8 protein-coding genes, 1 tRNA gene and 2 pseudogenes are annotated in these 25792 nt (G+C 73.7%); 4 read left to right on the forward strand and 7 right to left on the reverse strand.

Features of this window, described 5'->3' with window-relative positions:
- Positions 1 to 47 precede the first annotated feature (47 nt).
- Both ABD339_RS17215 and ABD339_RS17220 read right to left on the reverse strand, forming a co-directional pair.
- On the reverse strand, positions 48 to 10241 hold the full coding sequence (locus ABD339_RS17215) for a type I polyketide synthase (protein ID WP_344566962.1): 10194 nt from the start codon (positions 10239 to 10241) through the stop codon (positions 48 to 50).
- Positions 10238 to 17953: an SDR family NAD(P)-dependent oxidoreductase gene (locus tag ABD339_RS17220; RefSeq protein WP_425576019.1), complete on the reverse strand. Its 7716-nt coding sequence runs from the start codon at positions 17951 to 17953 to the stop codon at positions 10238 to 10240. The genes ABD339_RS17215 and ABD339_RS17220 overlap by 4 nt, the downstream gene beginning before the upstream one ends.
- Positions 17954 to 18267: 314 nt before the next feature.
- Here ABD339_RS17220 and ABD339_RS17225 point away from each other — a divergent pair, with 314 nt between their 5' ends.
- A complete protein-coding gene (locus ABD339_RS17225) occupies positions 18268 to 19209 on the forward strand; it encodes a phosphotransferase enzyme family protein (RefSeq protein ID WP_344566965.1) in 942 nt (313 codons plus the stop codon).
- Positions 19210 to 19253: 44 nt separating this feature from the next.
- Here ABD339_RS17225 and ABD339_RS17230 read toward each other — a convergent pair whose 3' ends face one another.
- The 3 genes and pseudogenes from ABD339_RS17230 to ABD339_RS33840 all read right to left on the reverse strand — a co-directional run.
- The gene (locus tag ABD339_RS17230; protein WP_344566966.1) at positions 19254 to 19673 is read right to left on the reverse strand and encodes a helix-turn-helix transcriptional regulator; all 420 of its coding nucleotides are present in this window, start codon (positions 19671 to 19673) and stop codon (positions 19254 to 19256) included.
- A gap of 22 nt (positions 19674 to 19695) precedes the next feature.
- Positions 19696 to 19944, reverse strand: a pseudogene (locus tag ABD339_RS33835) (cupin domain-containing protein); the annotation flags it as partial.
- 95 nt (positions 19945 to 20039) lie between these two features.
- Positions 20040 to 20342 (reverse strand): annotated as a pseudogene (locus tag ABD339_RS33840) (cupin domain-containing protein); the annotation flags it as partial.
- Positions 20343 to 20519: 177 nt separating this feature from the next.
- Between ABD339_RS33840 and ABD339_RS33845 the strand changes: the two are divergent.
- On the forward strand, positions 20520 to 21095 hold the full coding sequence (locus ABD339_RS33845) for an alpha/beta fold hydrolase (RefSeq protein WP_425576015.1): 576 nt from the start codon (positions 20520 to 20522) through the stop codon (positions 21093 to 21095).
- Between the two features lie 471 nt (positions 21096 to 21566).
- Entirely contained in the window at positions 21567 to 22232 is a 666-nt protein-coding gene (locus ABD339_RS17245; protein ID WP_344566968.1) for an NIPSNAP family protein, read from the forward strand.
- A 124-nt stretch (positions 22233 to 22356) separates the two neighbouring features.
- Here ABD339_RS17245 and ABD339_RS17250 read toward each other — a convergent pair whose 3' ends face one another.
- Together ABD339_RS17250 and ABD339_RS17255 are read right to left on the reverse strand one after the other, a co-directional pair.
- The gene (locus ABD339_RS17250; RefSeq protein ID WP_344566969.1) at positions 22357 to 23106 is read right to left on the reverse strand and encodes a dienelactone hydrolase family protein; all 750 of its coding nucleotides are present in this window, start codon (positions 23104 to 23106) and stop codon (positions 22357 to 22359) included.
- A gap of 371 nt (positions 23107 to 23477) precedes the next feature.
- Positions 23478 to 23554, reverse strand: a tRNA-Met gene (locus ABD339_RS17255).
- A gap of 301 nt (positions 23555 to 23855) precedes the next feature.
- Here ABD339_RS17255 and ABD339_RS17260 point away from each other — a divergent pair.
- Positions 23856 to 25259, forward strand: a complete 1404-nt coding sequence (locus tag ABD339_RS17260; protein ID WP_344566970.1) for a sensor histidine kinase — start codon at positions 23856 to 23858, stop codon at positions 25257 to 25259.
- Positions 25260 to 25792: the final 533 nt, after the last annotated feature.

The following is a 25792-nucleotide window of genomic DNA, read 5'->3' on the forward strand; positions in this document are numbered from 1 at the left end:
GCCCCTGCCGGGGATGTGGCCGGTCTCCGCGTACCGGCTCGTTCCGCTCATGACTCCCCGTACCGGCCGTCGAGGAGGTCCAGCAGTTCCTCGGTGCTGCCGGCCGACTCCAGGGCCGGGGCTGGCTCCTGCCCGCCGGTCCCCTCGGTCCCGCCGCCGCGCAGCGTGCGCAGCAGCGCCTCCACGCGGGCCGCCAACCGCCGCCGTACCGGGTCGTCGTCGGCCCACAGCGCCCGCACCTGCGTCTCGATCCCGTCCAGTCGCGTCAGGACACCGTCAGGGGAGCTGTCTTGACGCTCCGTCAGCTGTTCGAGGAGGTGCGCGGCGAGCCGCGCCGGGCAGGTGTGGTCGAACAGCAGCGTCGAGGGCAGCGTGAGACCGGTGGCGCGGTTGATCCGGTTGCGGAAGTCCACCGACAGCAGGGAGTCGAAGCCGGCCTGGCGGAAGTCCTGTTCGGCGGGCAGCCGCTCCTCACTCCCGCGCCCGAGCACCACCGCGCCGGTCCGCCGCACCAGGTCGAGCACGGTGCGCTCCTGGTCCCCGGGGGCCATGCCCGCCAGCCGTGCGCGCAACGCGGGACCCGGAGCGGTATCCGGCGCGCTCCCCGCCCCCCGCCCGTGCCCGTCCCCTGCGGCGTCCTTGGCGGCGTCCTCGGCCAGGTCGGCGAGCAGAGAACTGGGGCGTACCGAGGTGAACACCGGCACGAAACGCGACCAGTCCACATCGGCGACCACATGGCAGGCCCGGTCGGTGGCCAGGGCCTGGTACAGGCCCTCGAACGCCGTGTCCCGGTCGAGGAACGGCAGCCCGCGGCGGATCACCAGGTCGGCATCCGTGCGGTCCTTGGTGATCTGCTCGTCCCAGATCCCCCAGGCCACCGACGTGACGGGCAGACCATCGGCCCGGCAGCGCTGCGCGTACGCGTCGAGGCAGGCGTTGGCCGCCGCGTAAGCCCCGTGGTCCGCGCTGCCCCACACCCCGGCGATCGAGGAGAACAGGACCAGCTCGCGCAGGTGTTCCGGGTCGAGCAGTCCGGCCAGGTTGACCGCGCCGGCGACCTTGGCGTCCACCACTTCGGCGAAGTGCCCGAGGGCCGTGGACTCCAACGAGGCGATGTCCAGATGCGCGGCGGCGTGCACCGCCGTGGCCACCGGGCGGCCCGCGTCCGCCAGCTCCCGCAGCACGCCGCGCAGCCGCTCCCGGTCCCGCACATCGCAGGCGTACGCCTCCGCCGGACACCCCCGCTCCCGCAATTCGGCCAACAGCTCCGGCATTCCGGGCGAGGAGGCGCCGCGCCTGCTCAGCAGAGCCAGGTGCGGCGCGCCGCGCTCGGCCATCGACCGCGCCAGGTGCGGGCCCAGCGAACCACTGGCACCGGTGATCAGCACCGTGCCGCCCGGCTGCCACGCGCCGCCGCCCGCCGGGGCGGCGGCCGGGGAGCAACGCACCAGCCGTCGCACGCGCGTTCCGGTGTCGCGGACCGCCCACTGGTCCTCGCCGTGGCCGCCGCCGGCGAGGATGCCGAGCAGCGCCCGCACGGCCGGTCCGTCCGGCTCCTCGGGAAGGTCGATCAGCCCGCCCCACCGTGCGGAATGCTCCAGCCCCACGACCCGGCCCAGCCCCCATACCTGGTGCTGCCCCGGATGCCGGGGCGGGTGGCCCGCATCCGTCGCACCGCAGGTCACCGCCCACAACGGGGCCTCCATGCCGAGGTCGCCGAGCGCCTGTACGGCGGCGACCGTCAGCGCGAGTCCCGCCGTCAGCCCCCGCAGCGACGGGTGTGGCCGCTCGTCCAGCGCCAGCAGCGACAGCACCCCGGCGAACTCTTCGCGCCGCTCACCGGTCACCTCCTGGATCCGGGCGGCCACCACGGCCCGATCGGCGTCCTGTGCCGCCAAGACGACCGGCGCCAACTCCGCGCCCCGCTCCGCCAGCAGGGCCCGCACCCGCTCCGGCTCCGTGCCCGCGCCCGCCAGCAGGAGCCACCGGCCCCCGGGTACGGCGTCCGCGCCGAGCCGGTGCGGGCGCCAGATCACGTCATAGCGCCAGGAGTCCAGCTCCGCCTGCCGCCTGCCGCGGCGGCGCCAGGCCGCCAGCGCGGGCAGCACCTGGCCCAGCCCCTCGGCCGGACCGATCTCGCCCGCCAGCTCTTCCGCGTCCTCGCGCTCCACCGCCGCCCAGAACCGGACGTCCGCGCCGGACGGGCCGGTCCTACCGTTCGCGCCGCCCGGTGCTGCCGGGGTGTCGAGCCAGAACCGCTCGTGCTGGAAGGCGTAGGTGGGCAGCGGCACTTGACGCCCGCCCTCCAGTACCCGGCGCCAGTCCACCGGCAGCCCCTCGGCGTACCCCTCGGCCAAGGAGCGCAGCATCCGCTCCCGGCCCCCGTCCCCCCGCCGCAGCGACCCGGTCACCGTGCCCTCGGCGCCGAGCGCCTCCAGGGTCTCCCGCACGCCGACGCCCAGCACAGGGTGGGGGCTGCACTCCGCGAAGAACGCGAACCCGTCGGCCGCCAGCGCCCCGACGGAGGTCTCCAGCCGCACCGTCTCGCGCAGGTTGCGGTACCAGTACTCGGCGTCCAGCTCGCCGCCGGACAGCCGGGTGCCCGTCACCGTCGAGTACAGCGGCACCGAGCCCTCCCGTGGCGCGAGCCCCGCCAGCTGGGCCAGCAGCGGTTCGCGGACCGCCTCGACGGCGGCGGAGTGCGAGGCGTAGTCCACCTCGATCCGGCGGACGTGGACGCCGTCCGCCCGCGCGGCGCCGATCAACTCCTCCAGCGCCTCGTCCGGGCCGGAGACCACGACCGAACCGGGCCCGTTCACCGAGGCGATGGACAGCCGCCCCGCCAGGCGGCCCCGCACCTCGGCCTCGGGCAGCCCCACGTGCACCATCCCGCCCGAGCCGGCGAGCCGGGCCAGCAGCCGGGAGCGCGTGGCGACCACCCGCGCCCCGTCCGGCAGGGACAGCGCACCGGACACGCAGGCGGCGGCGATCTCCCCCTGCGAGTGCCCGACCACCCCGTCCACCGGGACGCCCCAGTCCTGCCACACCCTGGCCAGCGAGACCATCACCGCGAACAAGGCGGGCTGGACCACATCGACCGGCGCCTGCACGGCAGCGTCCGCGCCGCACAGCACCTCCGGCAGCGACCATGCGACGAAGGGCGCCAGCGCCTCCTCGCACTCCTTGACGGAGGCCGCGAACACCGCGCTCCCGGCCAGCAGTTCGCGGCCCATCCCCAGCCACTGCGAGCCCTGCCCCGGGAACATCAAGGCCACCCGGCCCGCTCGCACCGTGCCGGTGCGCACCGTGTCCGGGGTGACCGCGGCGGGGCCTTCGCCCAGCGCCGCGAGCCCGCCGAGCAGCTCCTCCCGGCCGCCGGCGACGACCACGGCGCGGTGCGCGGCGGCCGAACGAGCCGTGGCCAGCGACCACGCCACATCTCGCAGGGCCGGTTCCGGGCGGGCCACCAGATGCGCGTGCAGCGCCCGCGCCTGCCCCGGCAGCGCGCCCGGCGTACGGGAGGCGAGGACGAACGGCACGGGCACCACCGGATCCCGCGGCGGCTGCGCCGGCTCCGGCGGCAACGGGTCGCCCTCCTCCAGAACCACATGGGCGTTGGTGCCGCTGATACCGAACGAGGAGACCCCCGCCAGGCGCGGACGGTCGGTGCGCGGCCAGGGGCCGGCCCGGGTCAGCAGGGCGAGCGATCCCGCCGGCCAGTCGACTTCGGGCGTGGGGGCGTCGGCGTGCAGGGTGGGCGGCAGCGTCTCGTACCGGAGCGCCTGGACGGTCTTGATGACGCCGCCGACACCCGCCGCGGCCTGGGTGTGGCCGATGTTGGACTTGAGGGAGCCGAGACGAAGGGGGCTGTGGGGCGGGCGCTGATGGCCGTAGACCGCCTGGAGCGCCTGGGCTTCGATGGGGTCGCCCAGGCGGGTGCCGGTGCCGTGCGCCTCGACGGCGTCGATGTCGGCGGGGGCGACGCCTGCCCGGCGGAGAGCGGCTTGGATGACACGCTGCTGTGCGGGGCCGTTGGGCGCGGTCAGCCCGTTGGAGGCACCGTCCTGGTTGACGGCCGAGCCGCGCACCAGCGCCAGTACGTGATGGCCCAGCCGCCGCGCGTCCGACAACCGCTCCAGCACAACCACCCCCACACCCTCCGACCAGCCCGTGCCGTCCGCTTCGGCGGAGAACGGCTTGCAGCGGCCGTCCTTGGCGAGCCCGCCCTGGCGGCTGAACTCGACGAAGATGTTGGGCGTCGCCATCACGGTGGCCCCGCCCGCCAGCGCCGCGTCGCACTCCCCGTTGCGCAGCGCCTGACCGGCGAGGTGCAGCGCCACCAGCGAGGAGGAGCAGGCGGTGTCCACCGTGACCGCCGGTCCCTCCAGCCCGAGCAGATAGGAGATGCGCCCGGACATGACGCTGTTGCTGTTGGCGAGGCCGAGGATGCCCTCCAGCCCGTCGGGGGTGCCGTTGAGTCGGGAGTAGTAGTCGTTGTACATCACCCCCGCGAACACTCCGGTGCGTGTCGCGCGCAGGCTTTCCGGCACGATCCCCGCCGACTCGACGGCCTCCCATGCCGCCTCCAGCAAGAGCCGCTGCTGGGGGTCCATCGCCAGCGCCTCACGAGGGGGGATCCCGAAGAAATCCGCGTCGAACCCCGCCGGGTCGTCCAGGAATCCGCCCTCCCGCGCATAGGTCCTGCCGGTCCGCTCCGGGTCCGGGTCATAGAGGCCGGACAGGTCCCAGCCGCGGTCCGCGGGGAACCCGGTGATCGCGTCGCGGCCCTCGGCGACCAGCCGCCACAGGTCCTCCGGTGTCGCGACGCCGCCCGGATACCGGCAGGCCATACCCACGATCGCGAGGGGCTCATCCACCGCCTCCACCGGCCCGGCGGCAGGGCGCCGCCCCTGGCCGGGGACTGCGGCGAGCAGGCCCTCCAGATGCGTGGCGAGCGCGGCGGACGTCGGATGGTCGAAGGCCAGCGTCGCGGGCAGGCGGATGCCGGTCGCCGCGGCGAGCCGGTCGCGCAGCCGCACCGACATCAGGGAGTCGAAGCCGAGTTCGCGCAGCGGGCGCTCCCAGCCGATACGGGCGGGATCCGGCTGTCCGATGGCGGCGGCGACCTCGGCCCGCACCAGCTCTCGCACGGCCCGCTCGCGGCCCGCCGCGGGGAGGCCGGCCAACTGTCCGGCCGCGGCCGTGACGTCCGCCCCAGCCTGGGCCGTACTCCGCGCCGCGGCCCGGACTTTGCCCGCCAGCCGCTCGAAGAGGGGCGCCGGCCTGGCCGCCGTGAACACCGGCAGGAACCGCGACCATGCCGCGTCCACCAGTACACAGTCCCCGCCCAGCGCAACGGAACGGGCCAGCGCCGCCACGGCGTCCGCGACCGGCAGCGGCACCAGCCCCTGACGGCGAAGCTGCCGCTCCCGTCCGGCATCCACCATGCCGCCGCCGGCCCAAGGGCCCCACGCGAGCGAGGCCGCCGCAAGCCCACGGGCCCGCCGCCGGGCGGCCAGCGCGTCCAGCGCGGCGTTGGCCGCGCCGTATCCGGCCTGGCCGGCCGCGCCCCAGGTGCCGGACACGGAGGAGAAGAGCACGAAGGCGTCCAGCCCGGCATCGGCCAGCACCTCATCCAGCACCTGGGCGCCCCCGGCCTTCGCGGCCATGACCGCGCGCATCTCCTCCCGCCCGGTCTCCAGCAGCGGCGTCTGCGCGGGCAGCCCCGCCGCGTGGAAGACCGCGCGCACGGGCGCCCCGCCCGCCGCCGCCTCGCGCACCAGCGCGGCCATCGCCTCGCGGTCCGTGACATCCGCCGCGACGGCCCGGGCCTCGGTGCCGGTGGCGGCCAGTTCGGCCAGCAGATCCGCCGCGCCGGGAGCCCCGGGACCCCGCCGGGAGACCAGCACGAGCGAGCAGCCGCCGAGCCCGGCCACCCAGCGGGCCACCTGTGCGCCCAGCGCCCCCGTGCCCCCGGTGACCAGGACCGTCCCCGAAGGCCGCCAGTCCGCAAGCCCTCCCGCCGGTCCTGCGGCGACGAGACGCCGGGCGGACACCCCCTCGGGCCCGATACGCACCTGGTCCTCGCCGCTGCTTGCGGACAGCACCCCCGCCAACCTGTCCGCGACCGGTCCGGTGCGGACCTTGGGCACGTCGGCCAACCCGCCCCACTGGCCGGGAAGTTCCAGCGCGGCGGCCCGGCCCGCTCCCCATACGGCAGCCGCTTCCGGGTCGTCCTCGGCGTGGTGGGTGACGCACCAGACCCTGGCGGTCACCCCCGCGTCGGCCAGCGCCTGCAACGCCGTGAGCAGATCCTCCGGGCGACGGACGAAGCACAGGACACCCGCGAACGGTCGGGCGGGCAGCAGCGCGGCGAGTTCGGCACGGCCCCGCTCCGCGTCGAACGTGACGGTGACGGCGTGCTCGACCGGCGCCGCCGCCCAGGAGGGATCGGCGGATGCCGTCATCAGGACCAGCCAGGTGCCCGCGGCCCGTTCGGCGGGCGGGGCGCCGGGCACCTGCTGCCAGGTCACCTCGTACCGCAGCCGGTCCACCTGAGCGGGCAGGCGGACGGCCGGCGGGCCCGTGTCCACCTCCCGTAGTACCAGGCTCTCGACGGTGAGCACCGGCTCCCCGGAAGCGGCGGCGGCATCCAGCCGCACCGCCTCGGAGCCGGTCCGGAGCCGGACACGCAGCTCGCGAGCGCCCGGCGCGTGCACGGTGGTACGGCCGAAAGCGAAGGGCAGCCGGACCTCTCCCGAGCCGTCGGCGGCGACCGCCAGGGGGTGCAGGGCGGCGTCCAGCAGCGCGGGGTGGAGCACGTGGCGCGTATCCCGGCAGTCCTCGGGCAAGGCGACATCGGCGTACAGCTCTGCCTCCGAGCGCCACACGGCGCGCAGCCCGCGGAATGCGGGCCCGTACGCGTAGCCGCGCGCGGCCAGCGACTCGTACAGCTCCTCTGCCGGGATCTGTTCGGCCCCTTCGGGTGGCCATGCGCCGCCGGCCCACCCGGCGTCCGCGCCCGGCGTACCGGCCCCGCCCGGCGCCGCCGCCAGCGTGCCCGTGGCGTGCACCACCCAGCCGGAGCCCCCGCCCTCGCCCCCTTCTCTGACCCCGTTCCCGGTGTACTCGGCTTCCCCGGCTTCCCCGGCTTCCCCGGCTTCCCCGGCTTCCCCGGCTACCTCGGCTACCTCGGCTTCCCCGGCTTCGTTCCGGCCCCCGTGCCGGGCGCGGATCACCAACTCCCGGTCGCCGTCGTCCTCCCCCGGCGCGGCGACCCACACCTGCACCTCGCAGCCCGTGGCGGGCAGCGGCAGCGGGGTCCGGACCACCAACTCGGTGACCTGCTCGCACTCCGCATGCCGTGCGGCCGTGCAGGCGAGTTCCAAGAACCCCGTACCGGCGAGGAGGACGGTGCCCGAGACGGCGTGGTCGGCGAGCCACGGCTCCGTCGAGGGCGACACCCTGCCGCTGAGCACCAGGCCACCCGCGGCGGGCAGTTCCATGGCACTGGACAGGAAGGGGTGGCCGACAGCATCGCCCCCGGTCCCCTCCGGCGGCGCCGAGGGGAGCCAGTAGCGCTGCCGCTGGAAGGCGTAGGAGGGCAGGGCGACAGGCGCGGCGGGCGGAAAGAGCGCGGGCCAGTCCACGCCGATGCCATGGGTGTGGACCTCGGCGAGGGCGTGGAGGAAGGCGCGGGTCTCCTCCTGGTCGCGCTGCGCCGCTGCCACGGTGGTGTGCCCGGTGGCGATGAGGGGGGTGAGGGCGGCGTCCGGCCCGATCTCTAGCAGGAGGTGGGTTTCGGGGAGCTGGGTGAGGGCGCGGTGGAAGCGGACGGTGCCGCGCGCGTGGTCGCGCCAGTAGGCGGCGGCGGTGACGGGGTGGGCACTGTCGGCGGTGGGAACGAGCGGGATGCCGGGTGTGCGGAAGCTGAGCTGTTCGAGGACGGCGGTGAACTCGTCGAGTACGGGTTCCATGAGCGGGGAGTGGAAGGCGTGGCTGACGCGCAGCCGGGTGGTACGCCGTCCGTCACGCTGCCAGCGGGCGTCCAGCGGCCCGATCTCCTCCCGCGGACCGGAGACGACGACGGCCCGGGGGCCGTTGACGGCGGCGAGGGCGACACCGGGGGTGAGGGTGGGAGCCACCTCCTCCTCTCCGGCGGCGATGGCGAGCATGGTTCCGCCTGGGGGGAGGTGTTGCATGAGGCGGGCGCGGGTGGTGATGAGGCGGGCGGCGTCGGCGGGCGTGAGGATCCCGGCGGTGGTGGCGGCGGTGATCTCGCCGATGGAGTGGCCGACGAGCGCGGCCGGGGCGAGGCCGAACGCGCGGCAGAGCTGCGTGAGGGCGTATTGGTGGGCGAAGAGGGCGGGCTGGGCGTAGTGGGTCTGGTTGAGCAGGGTGGGGTCGGGGTCCCACATGATGTCGCGCAGTGGGCGGGGAAGGTGCGGGTCGAGGTGGGCGCACACTTCGTCGAGAGCTGTCGCGAACTCCGGGAAGTGCTGGGCGAGTTGCTGCCCCATCCCGGGACGCTGGGCACCCTGCCCCGAGTAGAGGGCGGTGAGGTGTCCGAAGCCGGCCTGGGCGGTGTCTTGGGTGGGAGCCAGGTTGTTGAGGTTGTCCAGGATGTGGGTGGGGTTGCCGGTGATGGCGGCTCGGTGGGGGAAGTGGGTGCGGTGGCAGGCCAGGGTGCGGGCGGTGTGGTGGAGGGGGAGGTCGGGGTGGTGGGTGAGGTGGTGGTGGAGTGCGGCTGCCTGGTCGTGGAGTGCTTGGGGTGTCTTGGCGGACAGGAGGAGGGGGAGGGCCGTCTGTGCCCAGGGTGGGGCGTCGCCGGGTGGGGGAGAGGTGTCGGCGGGGTCGGGTACGTGCTCTTCGATGATCACGTGTGCGTTGGTTCCGCTCATCCCGAAGGAGGAGATTCCGGCTCGGCGGGGGTGGTTGGTGGGTTTCCAGGGTTGTGGGTGGGTGAGGAGGTGGAGGGTGCCTGGTGTCCAGTCGATGTGGGTGCTGGGGTGGTCGGTGTGGAGGGTTGGGGGGAGTGTGCGGTGGTGGATGGCCTGGATGGTTTTGATGATGCCTGCGATGCCTGCGGCGGCTTGGGTGTGGCCGATGTTGGATTTGAGGGAGCCGAGGTGGAGGGGGTGTTGGGGGGTGTGGGCTTGGCCGTAGGTGGCTTGGAGTGCTTGGGCTTCGATGGGGTCGCCGAGTCGGGTGCCGGTGCCGTGTGCTTCGAGGAGGTCGATTTCGTCGGGGGGGAGGTGTGCGTGGTGGAGTGCTGCTTGGATGACGCGTTGTTGGGCGGGGCTGCTGGGTGCGGTGAGGCCGTTGGAGGCGCCGTCCTGGTTGACGGCGGAGCCGCGTACGAGGGCGAGGATGTGGTGGCCGAGGCGCCGTGCGTCCGACAACCGCTCCACCACCAACACCCCCACCCCCTCCGACCACCCCGTGCCCTTCCCGTCGTCCGAGAACGAACGGCACCGGCCGTCGGGGGAGAGCACCCGCTGGCGGCTGTACTCGATGAAGAACGTCGGCGTGGCCATGACCGCCACCCCGCCCGCCAGCGCCAGGTCGCACTCCCCGTTGCGCAGCGCCTGGCAGGCCAGATGCAGCGCCACCAGCGAGGACGAACACGCGGTGTCCACCGTCACGGCCGGCCCCTCCAGGCCGAAGAGGTAGGAGACCCGGCCCACGGCCATGCTGCCCGCGCTGCCCGTGTGGATGTAGCCCTCGAACCCCTCGGGGGCCTTGGCGAACCGGCCGCCGTAGTCGTGGTGCATCACACCGGTGAACACACCGGTACGGCTGCCGCGCAGGGTGCCGGGCACGAGGCCCGCGTCCTCCATCGCCTCCCAGGTCGTCTCCAGCAGCAGCCGCTGCTGCGGGTCCATCGCCAGCGCCTCACGGGGGCTGAGCCCGAAGAACTCCGCGTCGAAGAGGTCGATACCGGTGAGGAATCCCCCCTCGCGGGTGCAGGACTTGCCCACGGCCTCCGGATCCGGGTCGTAGAGGTTGGCCACGTCCCAGCCCCGGTCCGTGGGGAACCGGGTGATCGCATCCCGGCCCTCGGCGACCAGCCGCCACAGATCCTCGGCGCGGCGCACCCCGCCCGGGTAGCGGCAGCCGATGCCGACGACCGCGACGGGCTCGGCATCGCGCGTCTGGGCCTCCCGCAGCCGGGAGCGGGTCTTGTGCAGGTCGGTGGTGACCTTGCGGAGATACTCGACGAGCCGGCTTTCCTCTGTCATGTGTCGCACCTGCCCGAGGAGGAGGGGTCGGGTGTCCCGAACTCGGAGTCGATGAACCGCATCAGTTCATCCGCGCCCGCCGACTCCAAGACGTCGGTGGCCGGGACGGGAACGGCGTCCAGCTCCGCGAGCCGTCCCCGCAGCGACTCCAGCCGGGTGGCGAGTGCCATGCGCTGGCCCCGCCCCGTGGACGGGGACAGCGCATCGCGCTCGATCCGGTCGAACGCCGCCAGCAGCGAGCCGTCCACGGGCCCGCTCTCCCCGGCGTCGAGGCGCGAGCGGAGATAGGCGGCCAGCGCGTTGGGCGTCGGATGGTCGAAGACCAGCGTGGCGGGCAGCTTGCCGCCGATGAGACCGGCGAACCTGTTGCGCAGTTCCACGGACATCAGCGAGTCGAAGCCGACATCCTTCAGGGCCCGGCCCGCGTCCACCCGCTGCGGGTCGGACTCCCCGATGAGCGACGCCACATGGGTGAGGACCTCCTCCAGCACTGCTGCCTCACGTTCGTCCGGGGACAAGGCGGCGAGCCGCTCGTGGAGGGATCCCGCGCCCGTCACCGGATCCCTTGCGGGCGGCGGGTCGGCGAACCCGGCCAGCAGCGGACTGGGCCGCGCGGCGGTGAAAGCGGGCAAGAAGCGCGACCAGGTCACGTTCACGAGCACCGTGTCGGTACCCGCGGTGACGCTCTGCCCGAGGGCGTGCAGCGCGCCCGGCACCGACAGCGGAGCGAGCCCCCGCCTGCGCAACTCGCGCTCGTCGCGCTCGGTCAGCATGCCCCTGCCCGACCATGGTCCCCAGGCGAGGGCCGTCGCCGGCCGCCCCCGCTCGCGGCGGCGCCGGGCGAGCGCGTCGAGGCAGGCGTTGCCCGCGGCGTAACCGGCATGGCCCGCCGCGCCCCAGATCCCGGAGATCGAGGAGAACAGGACGAAGTCGTCGAGGTCGGGAAGCAGTTCATCGAGCAGCAGGGCCCCCTCCACCTTGGCCGCCGTCTGCGCCGAGAGCTGCGCGGGGCTCGCCTCGCGCAGCGGCACCTCGCTCACCACCCCGGCGGCGTGCACCACCGTGCGCACCGGCGCGCCCTCCGCCTCCAGCCCGGACAGCAGCGCCGACAGCGCCCGGCGGTCCGTGACATCAACAGCGCTCGCCACGGCCGGGACCCCGGCCGACGTCAGCTCCGCCAGCAGATCCGCCGCGCCCGGGGCCGCCGCGCCCCGCCGGGACAGCAGTACGAGACGCCCCGCGCCGCCCCGGGCGGCCAGCCACCGGGCCACGTGCCCGCCCAGCGCTCCGGTGCCGCCGGTGATCAGCACGGTTCCCTTCGGTTCCCAGGCGGTGGCCGGTGCCGGCGCCGGTGCGGGGACCAGTCGCCGGGCCCACAACGCACCGTCCCGCACGGCCAGTTGGTCCTCGGAACCGTGCCCGGTGAGGACTCGGGCGAGCAGCCGTCCGGCCGTCTCGTCGATCTCCGCCGGAAGATCCACCAGACCGCCCCACTCCTCGGGCAGCTCCAGGCCGGCCACCCGTCCCAGCCCCCACACCCCGGCCGCGTGCACCTCGGTCTCCGGATCGTCGGCCGCCCCGACCCCGACCGCACCACGGGTGACGCACCAGAGCGGGGCCCGCACACCGGCAACCTCGTGGAGCGCGCCGAGCAGCTCCTCCGCGCGGGCCGCGTACACCAGGATCCCGTCCGGGGCGGCCGAGCGGTCCCAGGAGGCGAGGCTGAGCGTGCGCCGGCACACCGGGCCGAGGCCGGGCGGCGGCTCGCCCAGCACCAGCCAGCATCCGGGCACCTGCCAACTCCCCGGCCCCTGCCCGCTACCGGGCGCCCCCGGACTTCCGGCAGCCGCCTCGCCCGCCGTTCCAGGACCGGGCAGCCGCTCCCAGACGACGGCGAACCGACCCGCTTCCCCGGCCGCACCCGCCGCCGCCAACTGCGCCCGCTCCACGGCCCGCAGCGTCAGCGACTCCAGGCTGAGGACCGGCGCCCCAAAGGAGTCGGTGATTCTCACCGTGGCCGTGCCCCCGCCCGACCGGGCCGCCCGCACCCGCACCCGCAGCCGCTGGGCGTCGGCGGCGAACAGCGCCACCCCGTTGAACGAGAACGGCAGCCGCACCTCGTCGCCGTCGTAGAGGCGGCCGGTCAGCGGCAGTGTGTGCAATGCGGCGTCCAGCAGCGCCGGATGGATACCGAAACCCCTCGGCTGCCCCTCGGGCAGCACGACCTCGGCGAACAGGTCCTCACCCCGCTCCCACAGGGCGCGCGTCCCCCGGAAGGCCGGGCCGTACTCGTAGCCGCGTGCGGCGAGGTCCGCGTAGAAGTTCTCCCCGGGCACCGGTTCGGCGCCCTCCGGCGGCCAGTTGGGGCCGGCCCAGTCAGCGGTGAACGCGCCCGTCCCGGCGGTACGCGCCGCCAGCGTCCCCGTCGCGTGCAGCGTCCAGTCCTCACCCTTCCCGCGGGTGCGGACGCGCAGCTCGCGCTCGGCGCCCTCGTCCGGCGGCGAGACCCACACCTGGAGGTCGCGCGCCTTGCGCCCGGGGAAGACCATGGGCGCGCGGAGCACCAGTTCGTCCACCGACGCCGCGCCCACCGCGCGGGCGGCTTCGAGCGCCAGCTCGACGAATCCCGTGCCGGGCAGCAGTACGGTGCCCATCACCACATGGTCCGGCAGCCACGCGTCACCGGCCGGATCCAGCCGCCCCGAGAGCAGGACGCCGCCCGTATCCGGCAGTTCGGTACGCAGCGCCAGCACCGGGTGCGACCGCGCGTCCGCCCCGGGCGAGGGACCGGTCCCGGCCGGTGCGCTGCTCCAGTAGCGCTGCCGCTGGAAGGGATAGGTGGGCAGATCGGCGGGCGGGACGGGCAGGCCGGAGGGACCGGGTGGGAAGAGCGCCGGCCAGTTGACGGCGGCGCCGTGGGCGTGCGCCCGGGCGAGGGCGTCCAGCACGCCGTGGGTCTCGCCGTGGTCGCGGCGGGCGCTGGGCAGCACGAGATGGCCCGTCTCCACCATGGGGGTGAGCGTGGCACCGGGGCCGATCTCCAGCAGGACCTCGGTCTCCGGCAGCGCGGCGACCGCTTCGTGGAAGAGCACCGCCTTGCGTACGTGGTCCACCCAGTAGTCCGGGCTGGTGACCGGGTGGGGACTGTCGGCCGAGGCGCTGACCGGAATGACGGGCTGGGCGAACCGCAGGCTCTCCACCGTGGCCCTGAACTCTTCCAGCATGGGTTCCATGAGCGGGGAGTGGAAGGCGTGGCTGACGCGCAGCCGGGCCGTACGCCGCCCGCGCTCGCGCCACAGGCTGCCGATCCGCTCCACACTCTCCTCGGTCCCGGAGACCACGACTCCGCTCGGGCCGTTCACCGCGGCGATCCCCGCCTCGCCGGGACCTGCCGACTCGGTCAGCGACGCGGCGACCTCCTCCTTCCCGGCGGCGATGGCGAGCATGGTTCCGCCTGGGGGGAGGTGTTGCATGAGGCGGGCGCGGGTGGTGATGAGGCGGGCGGCGTCGGCGGGCGTGAGGATCCCGGCGGTGGTGGCGGCGGTGATCTCGCCGATGGAGTGGCCGACGAGGGTGGTGAACGTGAGGCCGAGGGACTGGTAGAGGCGGGTGAGGGCGTATTGGTGGGCGAAGAGGGCGGGCTGGGCGTAGTGGGTCTGGTTGAGCAGGGTGGGGTCGGGGTCCCACATGATGTCGCGCAGTGGGCGGGGAAGGTGCGGGTCGAGGTGGGCGCACACTTCGTCGAGAGCTGTCGCGAACTCCGGGAAGTGCTGGGCGAGTTGCTGCCCCATCCCGGGACGCTGGGCACCCTGTCCCGAGTAGAGGGCGGTGAGGTGTCCGAAGCCGGCCTGGGCGGTGTCTTGGGTGGGAGCCAGGTTGTTGAGGTTGTCCAGGATGTGGGTGGGGTTGCCGGTGATGGCGGCTCGGTGGGGGAAGTGGGTGCGGTGGCAGGCCAGGGTGCGGGCGGTGTGGTGGAGGGGGAGGTCGGGGTGGTGGGTGAGGTGGTGGTGGAGTGCGGCTGCCTGGTCGTGGAGTGCTTGGGGTGTCTTGGCGGACAGGAGGAGGGGGAGGGCCGTCTGTGCCCAGGGTGGGGCGTCGCCGGGTGGGGGAGAGGTGTCGGCGGGGTCGGGTACGTGCTCTTCGATGATCACGTGTGCGTTGGTTCCGCTCATCCCGAAGGAGGAGATTCCGGCTCGGCGGGGGTGGTTGGTGGGTTTCCAGGGTTGTGGGTGGGTGAGGAGGTGGAGGGTGCCTGGTGTCCAGTCGATGTGGGTGCTGGGGTGGTCGGTGTGGAGGGTTGGGGGGAGTGTGCGGTGGTGGATGGCCTGGATGGTTTTGATGATGCCTGCGATGCCTGCGGCGGCTTGGGTGTGGCCGATGTTGGATTTGAGGGAGCCGAGGTGGAGGGGGTGTTGGGGGGTGTGGGCTTGGCCGTAGGTGGCTTGGAGTGCTTGGGCTTCGATGGGGTCGCCGAGTCGGGTGCCGGTGCCGTGTGCTTCGAGGAGGTCGATTTCGTCGGGGGGGAGGTGTGCGTGGTGGAGTGCTGCTTGGATGACGCGTTGTTGGGCGGGGCTGCTGGGTGCGGTGAGGCCGTTGGAGGCGCCGTCCTGGTTGACGGCGGAGCCGCGTACGAGGGCGAGGATGTGGTGGCCGAGGCGCCGCGCGTCCGACAACCGCTCCACCACCAACACCCCCACCCCCTCCGCCATGCCGAAGCCGTCCGCGTCGGCGGAGAACGACTTGCAGCGGCCGTCGGGTGCCAGCGCCCGCAACCTGCTGAATTCGATGAACAATCCGGGCTCGGCCATCACGGTGACCCCGCCCGCCAGGGCCAGGTCGCACTCCCCGTTGCGCAGCGCCTGGCAGGCCAGATGCAGGGCCACCAGCGAGGACGAACACGCGGTGTCCACCGTCACGGCCGGCCCCTCCAGGCCCAGCACATAGGACAGCCGGCCCGAGGCCATGCTGGATGCCGTACCCGTCACCACATAGCCCTCAAGGTCGGGCTGGGCCTGGTGTGCCGGCCGGCCGTAGGGCAGATTCATGACTCCGGTGAACACGCCGGTACGGCTGCCGCGCAACGAGGTGCCCACGAGCCCGCCGCGCTCGATCGCCTCCCACGCCGTCTCCAGCAGCAGCCGCTGCTGCGGGTCCATCGCCAGCGCCTCCCGCCGCGCGATGCCGAAGAAGGCCGCGTCGAACTCGTCCACGCCGTCCAGCAACCCGGCTTCACGCTGGTAGAAGGTGCCCGGCCGGGCGGCGTCCGGATCGTAGAGGGCCGCGAGGTCCCAGCCGCGGTCGGCGGGAAGCGGAGCGATTCCCTCCCGTCCTTCGGCCACCATCTCCCACAGGTCCTGCGGCGAGCGCACCCCGCCGGGCAACCGGCAGGCCATGCCGACGACGGCGACCGGCTCACTCCACGGGACCGGCGCACTCGGGCCGGAAGCGGCTGCGGGCCCGCCCCGCCACGCCGCGACCGCCGCGGACGAGGAGGCAGCCGTGGCGGCCGTCGCCGCCGCTGATCCCGGCGCGGCGGGCGCCCCGGCGTCGCCGTCGAACAGCAGGCGCAGCAATTCCTCCGCCAGCGCGCGCGGGCTGGGATGGTCGAACAGCGCTGTCGCGGGCAGCCGCAGCCCGGTGCTGTCCACCAGACGGTGCCGGACGCGCAGCGCTTCGACCGAGTCCACGCCGAGCGACCTGAAGTCCGCTTCCACCTCGTGGGGGGAGAGCGCCTCGTGGGGGGAGCGTGCTGCCTCGTGAGGGGAGAGGGCCGCCTCCTCGGGACAAGGGGCGCCGCCCGCCCCCTCCCCGGCCGCACCCCGCCGGGACAGCGCGGCGGTGACCAGTCGGACGACCGCGGACAACCGGCCCGCCTCCTCCAGCCCGGCCAGCCGCTCCCGCAGCGGGTCGGCCCGCTCGTCCGCCGAGTCGCGGCCGAAGCGGTAGGGCGGCAGCGGGACACGCTCGGCGCCGGGGAGGGCCGTGGCCCAATCGGGCGCCGCGCCGTGCAGCTGGGCCTCGGCCAGCGCGCCCAGGAACCGGCCGTGGCCCGCCTCCTGGCGGCGCATCGTGTCCAGCACGACCACGCTCCGGTCGGCCCGCGCCGCCGTCTCCTCGATCGGCATGGCCAGCACGGGGTGCGGGCTGATCTCCACGAACAGCCGGTGCCCCTGTGCGAGCAGTGCTTCCGTGACCTGCTGGAAGTGCGCCGTCCTGCGCAGGCCGAGGAACCAGTGCTCGGGGCCGAGGCCCGCCGTGTCCAGCGGCGCGGCCGTGGTCGAGCCAAAGACCGGTACGGCGGAGGCGCGCGGCCGGACCGACGCTGTCTGGCTCACCATCCGCTCGCGGATGCCGTCCATGTGCCGCGAATGTCCGGCGATCCCGATCGGCAGCCGCCGCGCCCACACCCCCCGTTCGGCCAGCCTTTCCAGCAGCGTGGCCGCCGCCTCGCACGGGCCGGAGACCACCGTCGAACGCGGCCCGTTGACGACGGCGCTCTCCAGCTCCAGGCCCCACCCGGTGATCAGGCCGCCCAGTTCCCCGGCCCCCAGCGCCACCGCGACCATGTCGCCCTCGCCTTCGAGGAGGGCCAGCGCCTTGCTGACCACGGCGACCAGCCGGGCGCCCTCCGGCAGGGACAGGCCACCGGCGGCGGTCACCGCCGCGATCTCGCCGAAGCTGTGCCCCACCATCGCGGACGGGGTGACGCCGTGCGCCTGCCACAGCTTCGCCAGCGAGACCATGACGGCGAACAGGGCGGGCTGGATGACATCGACCCGGTCCATGGGCACAGCACCCGAGAGGATGTCGTCGAGTTCGACGTCCAGGTGGGGACGGAGCGCGCGCCCGCACTCCGCCAGGTGCTCCCTGAAGACCGGTGCCGTCCCGGCCAGTTCCCGCGCCATGCCACGCCACTGGGCCCCCTGACCGGGAAAGACGAACACGGCGCCCGACTCGCGCCCGGACTCGGAGCACACTGTCACCTCGCCCGCTGTGCCGGCCGCCACCGCGCGCAGCGCCGCGATGGCCGAGTCCCTGCCGGTGGCCGTGACCACGGTGCGGTACGGCCACAGGGTGCGGGCGGAGGCCAGGGTGAAGGCGACATCGGGCAACCGGATGCCCGGGTGGTCCAGCAGATGACCCGCCAGATCCCCGGCGAAGGCCCGCAGACCGGCCTGGCTGCGGCCCGATACGAGCAGCGGCACCGGGACCTCGCGGCCTCCGGCGTCACCGGACGGGGCAGCGGGTCCAGCGGGCCCGGCACCGGAACCGGAGCGTGGCACGGGTCGCGCACGGGGGGCCGGTGCGTCGCGCGGGACGCGTGGGGTGAGGGCGGCGAGCCATGCCGTACGTTCCCCGGGGGAGAGGCGCAGGGGACCGTAGCCGCCGGAGCCGGATGCCGCCCGGGACAGCGCCACCGCGGTGGCGCTGGGCCCGTCGTACACGACCGCCAGGCTCACCCGTTCCTCGCCCAGAGCGCCGACGGCGGCCTCGAACAGGTCCCCGTCCGCCACCGGGCGGATCCACAGCCCGGGGAGCCCCGCCCACTCCGGCGGACCTTCCGGCTGCGTGCCGAGGAACACGGCCACCGGATGCGCGGGGGAGGGGACGGCACCGGCGTCCTCGATCGCCCGCCAGGCGGTTTCCCAGACCGAACAAAGTTCCTCGCGGTGCGCGATACCGGTAACGAGGACGTCACGAGTTTCTTCCACCACGAAAGAACTCTCCTGAAGGGGTGAAATCGGATCGTGCGGGATCTGGCCCCGAACGGGAGCACAGACAGATAACCAAGTTCGCGCGGCCCGTCACCACCCCTAGGTCCCCCTAGGGAATCCCCTGTTCGCCGTAGAGGCGATGTGCGATTCCTGCTCCTCTTCGTGGGGTGCGACTTTCCGCAATAGCATGAGCCGTGGGCGGGTATCGGCTGCCGTGCTGCCTTGTAGGTGTTGTCGCGGCCGATGTGGCGGAAGTCGGAAGCGTGGCCCGACGGAAAAGGAACGTGGCTCGACGGAAAATGGGGAGAACTATGCCGATCTTTGACCCACTGCCGCAGGCCCCGGCCACCGACGAGTTGCCGCTGCATTTGTGGGAGGCCGAGGGTTTCACGGTGGCGCCCTGGCCCGAGGGCACCTGGCAGACCGGCTACAACTCGCACACCTGGCTGCTGGAGCGGTCCGGCGCGCGCGTCGTGCTGAAGGCCGTACCGAAGGCGCAGGCGGTCAAGTTCGCCTCCGGTCTGCGCGCGGCGGAGCTGGCCGAGCAGGCGGGCATCCCGGCCGGCGCCCCCCGGCGGACCCGGGCGGGTGACCTCGTCGCCGAGCACGGGCCCTGGTGCTGGGGGCTGCTGGAGTACGTCGCGGGCCGGCCCCCCGAACCCGGCAATCCGCAGGATCTGGCGCGGGCCGGGCACACCCTCGGCCGGATCCACGCCGCACTGCGCGACATCCCGCCGCTGCCGCAGACCCTCGTGTGGCCACATCTGGACTGGCTGCTCGCCGAACAGCCGTTCCTTGAGGGGCGCGAATGGATTCAGCAGGCGATCCGCGAAGGACTGGAAACAGCGGCCTCGGAAAATCTTTCTTCCGGTGTGATCCACTGCGACCCACGGCTCACCGAATTCCGTTTCGAGGAAGACCGTGCGGGTCTTCTCGACTGGGGTGAAGTGATGCACGGACCGCACGTCTTCGACCTCGCGGGCACATTGAGTTTCCTCGACGAAGAAACGGACCCCGCGACTTTCCTGGCCGGCTACCTGGAAACCTCGCCCGCCCCGGCCTGTGACTTCACCAGTCTCCCCGTCATGCTCAAGGTGCGGGCCGCCACGGAAGGCTGGATCTACGCCAGCCGCGAGTACCACGGAGTCGATCTCGGACAGAGCCTGGAGTACAGCAACGCCAAACTGATCGAACGGGCCCGGGACAACGTCCGCGCGGCCGGGGAACTGCCCCCGGACGCCTATCTGCCGTAGCGGCGCGAGCGAGCGGGACACGAGGGACACGGGGTACGCGACGCTCAGGAAAGGCAGGCACGCGGAACGCCCTCCGCGACGCGGTGGGCCGCGCGGTAGTGGCTGGGCGCGATCCCGCGGATGCGGGTGAACGCGCGGGAGAGCGCGAAGGGCGAGGTGTAGCCGACACGGCGGGCTATGGCGGGCAACGGCTCGTCGCCCTCGCGCAGATACGCCGCGGCGAGGTCGATGCGCCACCGTGTGAGGTAGGTCAGCGGCGGCTTTCCCATGGCGCGTGCGAACCGCCTGGAGAGCGTGGCGCGGGAGGTGCCCGATTCGCGGGCGAGATCTTCGAGCGTCCACGGATGGGCGGGGCAGCGGTGCACCACGGCCAGGGCCCGCGGTACTTCGCCGTCCCGGAGAGACGGGGGCACCCCGCAGCCGCCGCCCCCGCTGCCCGCTCCGCGCGCCGCCGCCGTCGTCATCTTCGGCGCTGAGCCAGGCTCGCAATACCTGAATGAACAGGACGTCCACCAGCCTGCTCACCACGACATCCGCACCGGGAGAGCCCCGGTGGGTCTCGGCCGCCAGGAGCCCCACCGTCGCATCAAGTCCCGTGCTCGCGCCCGGCTCTCGGCCGGGCCCGGCGGACACGCGCAGCACGGGCGGCAGCAGGCGCGCCAGCGGACGGGCGGCCCCCGTCTCGTGCCGGTAGCCGCCGCACAGCACCGTGGTCGCGGGGCCGCCCCCCGACAGCCCCGCACTCTCCGGTGCCGGTGCCGGTGCCGGTGCCGGTGCTGCGGTGCCGGGGCCGCACCGACACCGGGAGCGTACGGCTCGCCCGGCCGCGCCCCAGGTGCCGTCTGCATACGGCCCCGCCGGGTGGCGGCCAGGCCATGGCCTCGGCCCTCCGGCAGCAGCACGAGGTCCCCGGCCGTGAGGCGGAGCGGTTCGGCGCCGGGTCGGCGCAGCCAGCACGACCCGGCGGTGACCGCGTGGAAGACGGTCGCGGAGACCGGCCGTGCGCGTATTCCCCAGGGCCCGGACGCCTGGAAGGTGGCCGCTCCCGCGGTACCGCCCCGGGGGCTCGCGGCCAGCTCACTGATGAGGTCCATGATGAGATCCTCGGCCATGGGGATGACAAGCACGGCCATGGCTCCGGCCGGTCCCGCATCCCTACCGTGCTTCCCGTGAACCACTCCAGCGGCAATCCTCCGCACCAGACCACCGGCACTCCCGTGGACAACACCCCGGGCTGCCCCGCGAACGGCCCAACTGGCCCATCACTTACCGGCGTTACCCACCGGCACCTCCGCGTCGGCGGCCTGCGTATGCACCTGGCCGAGGCAGGATCGGGCCCACTGGTCGTGCTGCTCCACGGCTTCCCCGAGTCGTGGTACTCCTGGCGTCATCAGCTGACCGCACTGGCCGCCGCGGGATTCCATGCCGTAGCCCCCGACCAGCGCGGCTACGGCAGCACCGATCGCCCCCACGGCGTCGAGGAATACACCCTGCTGCACACCGTCGGGGACGCCGTGAGTCTCCTGGACGCACTCGAAGAGCGCACCGCCGTGCTCGTGGGCCATGACTGGGGCGGCGCCGTGGCGCTGGAACACCGCGCTGCTCAGGCCCGACAGACTCCGCGCTGTGGTCGCAGTGGGTACCCCGCACGGGCCGCGCCCCGTCACCCCGCCGGTCGCCGCTCTGCGCGCCGCCGCCGGGGACAACCACTACACCGTCTACTTCCAGCAGCCCGGAACAGCCGACGAAGAACTGGCCCGCGACCCGTACGCCACCATCCGGCGAGCCCTGTGGGGCGCCTCGGGCGACGCCAATCCCTGGCGCCACCTCCTCCCCGAGGACGGCGGACTGCTGGACACCTGGCCCGAACCCGCACAGCTGCCTGACTGGTTCACCGAAGCCGACGTCCACACCTACGCGGAGAGCTTCGGCCCCCAGGGCTTCACCGGCGCGCTCAACTGGTTCCGCAACATGGACCGCAACTGGACCCTCACCCGCGCCTGGCCCCAGCAGGTGATACCCACGCCCGCGCTGTACATGACAGGAGACCGTGACCTCGCCCCCAGCCTGCCCGGCGGCGCGGAACTCCTGTCCGGCCGCTCCCCCTACGTCCCCCGCCTGCGCGCGACCGTGCTGCTCCCCGGCTGCGGACACTGGACACAGCAGGACCGTCCGGCCGAAGTCAACGCGGCACTGCTGGACTTCCTCCACGCCCTGTGACCGGGCCCCGACACACTCCGGACGGCACGCTCCCGGCGGGCGAGGGGGCACCCCGCGCGATGATCGCCGGCTGCCGTATGTTCGGTGGCCGCGGCGCGCTCGTGCCGTGACTGGGCCACCTGTCGGAAGGAGGAGGGATGGCAAGGCAAGCGCCCATCACCTCTGAAGACGTTCCCGCGCACCAGCGGGCCGTCGGGTACGAATGGACAACGGTCTCCAGCGCTCTGGTCAACGGCGCACGCGTCGCCGAAGCCGTGGGTTCATGGGCCGGTGACGCGCGAGACGGCGGACGCTGGCTCGGCGGGTGGACCTCGGAGAACGGCGAACTCGGACGCATCTGGGTCCTGCGGTCGTTCCCCGACGAGGAAGCTCTCCTCGCCGCCCGGCACGCCATGCGGCTCGGCGGGCACCCCCTCTCCGCGACCGGCGAGGTCACCGGCATCGACGTCGCGAGCTTCGCCGGGCTTCCGATGATGCCGAAGGTGGAGGTGGGCGCGCTCGGGCCGGTCTACGAGATCCGTGACTACACCCTGGTCCCCGGCGGCCTGCCCGGAACGATCGAGGGCTGGCGCCGGGCACTCCCCGCCCGCGACCCCGTCGATCCGGTCACGGTGGTGATGTACGCACTCGACGGCCCCGAACGCATCGTGCACGTATGGCCGTTCCACGGCCTCGACGAACGCGTCCGCATCCGCCGGGAACTCTACGCCGAAGGGACCTGGCCGCCGCCCGGCGCCCCGGAACTCATCGAAAGAGCGACCTCCGCGATCGCATGGCCCATCCCGGGCTCGCCCCTGTCCTGACCCCGGGCCCGCCCCTGCCCTTGACGCCACGCGGGCCGCCGAGCGCCCCCTGGGCGAGCCGGGGCATCCCGGACGAGCCGCGTATACGGCGGCCGGGATTCCGGCCGCCCCGAGCGTCAGCCTGTCAGCCGTCGGCCAGGGCACGGTCCAGAAGAGGAAGCAGCCGGTCCCAGTGGCGCTGCAGCCCCGAGGGACTGAAGGCGTCGGTGTCGGACATGGTGAAGCCGTGGATGGTCTCCGGGTAGACCTCGGTGGTGTACGCGACACCCGCGGCATCCAGGGCCTGGTTGAGTTCGCCGATGGCCTCGGGGGTCAGATCGCCTTCGGCGAGACCGAGATGGACTCGGGCGGTGAGGCTGGAGACGAGCCGGTGCGGGCTGTCGGCCGCGTCGGTGACCAGGAAGCCGGGGTGGAAGCCGGCGACGGCGGCCACCTGACCGGGGTGGGCCGCGGCCGTGCGCATCGCCAAGGCGGCCCCCATGCAGTAGCCGATCGTGGCAACCGGCCCGGCGCTGACCTCCGGCTGAGAAGTGAGGAACCCGAGATAGGCGTCGGCGTCGCGCAGGACACGCTCTGTCGTGTGCGCCTCGATCAACGGCATCAGCTCGGCGAAGACCGTGGCCCGGACCTCTTCTCCGATGTGCTCGGGAAGGTCGATCACCGGCGCCGGACCGTGCCGGTAGTAGAGGTTGGGGACGAGTACGTAGTAGCCGTGCCCGGCCAGCTCGCCGGCCATCTCCTCCAGCACGGGCCGCACACCGAAGGCGTCCGGGTACAGCAGCACTCCGGGGTGCCGCTCGCCGCCGTCGGGGAAGGCGGCGAACGCGTCCGCCTGCCCGTCCGCGGTGGGAATCTGCAGTGCCTTGGTGGGCATGGCGGATCTTCCTTCCTTGGATTGAGGCCGGTGCACGGCCTCAGTCGGAGTCGAGGGCGGTCGGCGGCCGACCGGCATCGACCTATCACCGGGCAGACCGGCATGAACGTAGCAGTGCCGATCAGCCCGGCCGACGGCGGGAGGCGGCCCAGACGCGTCCCCTGGCCCCCGGACAACGAACGGCCCGCCGCTGCGGACGAGACCTCCCTCTCATGCGGAAGTCCGGCCCGCTCCGGGTCAGTTGGGGGAGCGCCGAGAGTGCGGAGCGGCAGCCTCCACAGGAGGCCGGCCGGACCCTTGTGCGGTCCTGGCTCAGGTTGCGCCCACATGCTTCCGGCCCCCACGACACGTTGTCGTGGGGGCCGGAAATTTGGTAGCGGGGACAGGATTTGAACCTGCGACCTCTGGGTTATGAGCCCAGCGAGCTACCGAGCTGCTCCACCCCGCGCTGTGAGACCCACTCTACGGCACGGAAGGGGGTGGTCTCGACCGGCGAAGCCCGGACCAGCGACCGGAATCACGGGAGCGGGATCACGGGGCGGGATCGGGGGATCGGGATCGGGATCGGAGGCGGCCACGAACGCGTCCCCAGTCCGCGGATCCCGCGCAGGACCCTCGAAGGAACCGGGCGCCCGGGAACCGTGTACCGACTGCTCCTCTCCACACGAGCGAACCGGGGGTATCGCCCGGAGCCAGGACCTGGCCCGCCCACCGTCCGGGGCACGCGCGCTGCCGTATACGCTCGGCCGGTGACCTTGGGGAGCCTTGCCGGAGAGACCAGGACGGCGCGCTGGCCGAAGCTGCGTCGCCTCCTGCGCCGCCCCGTGGTGGGCGACTGTCTGACCACAGCGATCGCCGTGTGGCTGTCGGTGGTCGAAACCCTCGACAATCCCCGCCTGGGACCGCTGACACCGTGGCTCAACCTCACGGTCGGGATCCTCGTCGCCTTGACGTTGCTGGCCCGAAGGCGCGCGCCCGAAATGGTGCTCGCGGTATGTCTCGCCGCACACTCCGTGCAGCTTTCCGTCTTCACACTCTTCTTCGCCCTGTACGCGGAAGGCGCCTACCGGGGCCCGCGGCAGCGCGGCGTGGCCTCAGCCGCGGCGCTGGTCAGTCTCCTGGTCCTCGTCTCGGCGCACACCTCCCTCTGGCACGAACCGCGGCAGCTGGTGAGCCAGCAGAGCTTCGCCTACCTGCTCACGGTGCTGGTCCCGTTGCTGTTCGGCCTGTACACGGGGGAGCGCCGGGCCGCGCTGCGAGCCTGGGTGGACCGGGCCGAGCGGGCCGAGCGCGAACAGACCCTGATCGCCGACGCGGCCGTGGCGGAAGAACGGCGGCGGATCGCCGGCGAGATGCACGATGTGGTCTCCCACCAGGTGAGTTTGATGGTCGTCCACGCGAACGCGCTGCATTATGTCGCCGAGGACCCGTCCGCCGCCAAGGAGGCGTCGGACACCATCGCCACCGCCGGACGGCAGGCCCTGACCGAACTGCGGGAGATGATCGGCGTGCTGCGCCGGCCGCAGCCCGAGGACGAGCACCGCCCGCCCGCCGCGAGTACCGCGCCCGCACCCCCGCAAGCCGCTGCGGGGAGCGCGCCGGGTCCGGCCCCGGCGCCCTTCCCGCAGGAGCCGGACGCCGCGGCACCGGAAGCACTCGGTGCGCCTGTCTCCGGGCCGGGCACCGGAGCCCGGACCGGGGCGGAGACCGGAACCGGCAGTCGCCCGGCACTGGCCCGGGTACCGGCGCTGATCACCTCTTCACGCGGCGCCGGACTGCCGGTGGAGCTGCGTACCACCGGGCAGCCGCGGCCGTTGCCGGAGACGACCGAGCGCGCCGCGTACCGGATCGTCCAAGAGGCCCTGACCAACGTGCACAAACACGCACCGGGCGCCGAGACGGAGGTCAGGATCGACTACCGCGACGACACCGTGCGGGTCAGCGTGCGCAACGACGCTCCGCCCGATGACCGTTCCGGGGAGAGCACGGCCTCGGACGGCACACCGCTGCTGCCCAGCGGCGGCCACGGACTGATCGGGCTGCGGGAACGTGCCCGGCTCGCGGGCGGCGGCATCGAGACGGGGCCCCGGCCGGGCGGCGGTTTCCTGGTGGCGGCCCAACTCCCCGCGAAGGCCGCCGCGAACGCACCATGACGGGCGGGAAGACCAAGGGCGCCCCGAGCACCTGACAGCGGGCGGCCGGGCCGGTGCGATACCGGCCCGGCCATCGACAGCCCCGGCCCGCCCAGCGGGGGATCGCCCCCGTCCCTGTCCCGCACCGCCCCCGGTTGAGGCGCGTGGCAGACCGGTGTGGCGGTGTCAGCCTGAGACGTCGCGGCGGATCCGGGCGGTGATCCGGTGCCAGACCGTGCGGCGCCTTGCGGATGTTCGGGGCGGGGGCTGGGCGGGCTCCTCGGGCGGCGCGGGTGCCTCGGGTTGGGCGGGTTCCGCCGGTTTCCGGCATCCGGCGGCTTCGGCGTGCCGGCGGGGGCGGGGCGGGGCGGGATTTGCGGCGCGGTTCACTTCGGCGCGTGCCAAGGCGGCAATCGCCCGGAAAGGGTCGATGGGCATGGTTCTCCTGCGGCAGATGTGCTGAGGCGGAGCGATCGCAGTCCGGAGCCCCGGTTGGCCGGGGAACCCGGGCGGCGGGCGCCGATCAGCAGCGCAGGATCTGTCGCCGGGTCGCC

This window comes from Streptomyces axinellae, from assembly GCF_039532135.1.
In the GTDB taxonomy this organism is placed as follows: Bacteria; Actinomycetota; Actinomycetes; order Streptomycetales; family Streptomycetaceae; genus Streptomyces; species Streptomyces axinellae.

Bases quoted from the DNA above. Each gene is read 5' to 3' on its own strand.
- ABD339_RS33845 (WP_425576015.1), top strand. From the start codon at position 20,520: ATGCACCTGGCCGAGGCAGGATCGGGCCCACTGGTCGTGCTGCTCCAC.
- ABD339_RS17230 (WP_344566966.1), bottom strand. From the start codon at position 19,673: ATGACGACGGCGGCGGCGCGCGGAGCGGGCAGCGGGGGCGGCGGCTGC.
- ABD339_RS17245 (WP_344566968.1), top strand. From the start codon at position 21,567: ATGGCAAGGCAAGCGCCCATCACCTCTGAAGACGTTCCCGCGCACCAG.
- ABD339_RS17225 (WP_344566965.1), top strand. From the start codon at position 18,268: ATGCCGATCTTTGACCCACTGCCGCAGGCCCCGGCCACCGACGAGTTG.
- ABD339_RS17250 (WP_344566969.1), bottom strand. From the start codon at position 23,106: ATGCCCACCAAGGCACTGCAGATTCCCACCGCGGACGGGCAGGCGGAC.
- ABD339_RS17215 (WP_344566962.1), bottom strand. From the start codon at position 10,241: ATGACAGAGGAAAGCCGGCTCGTCGAGTATCTCCGCAAGGTCACCACC.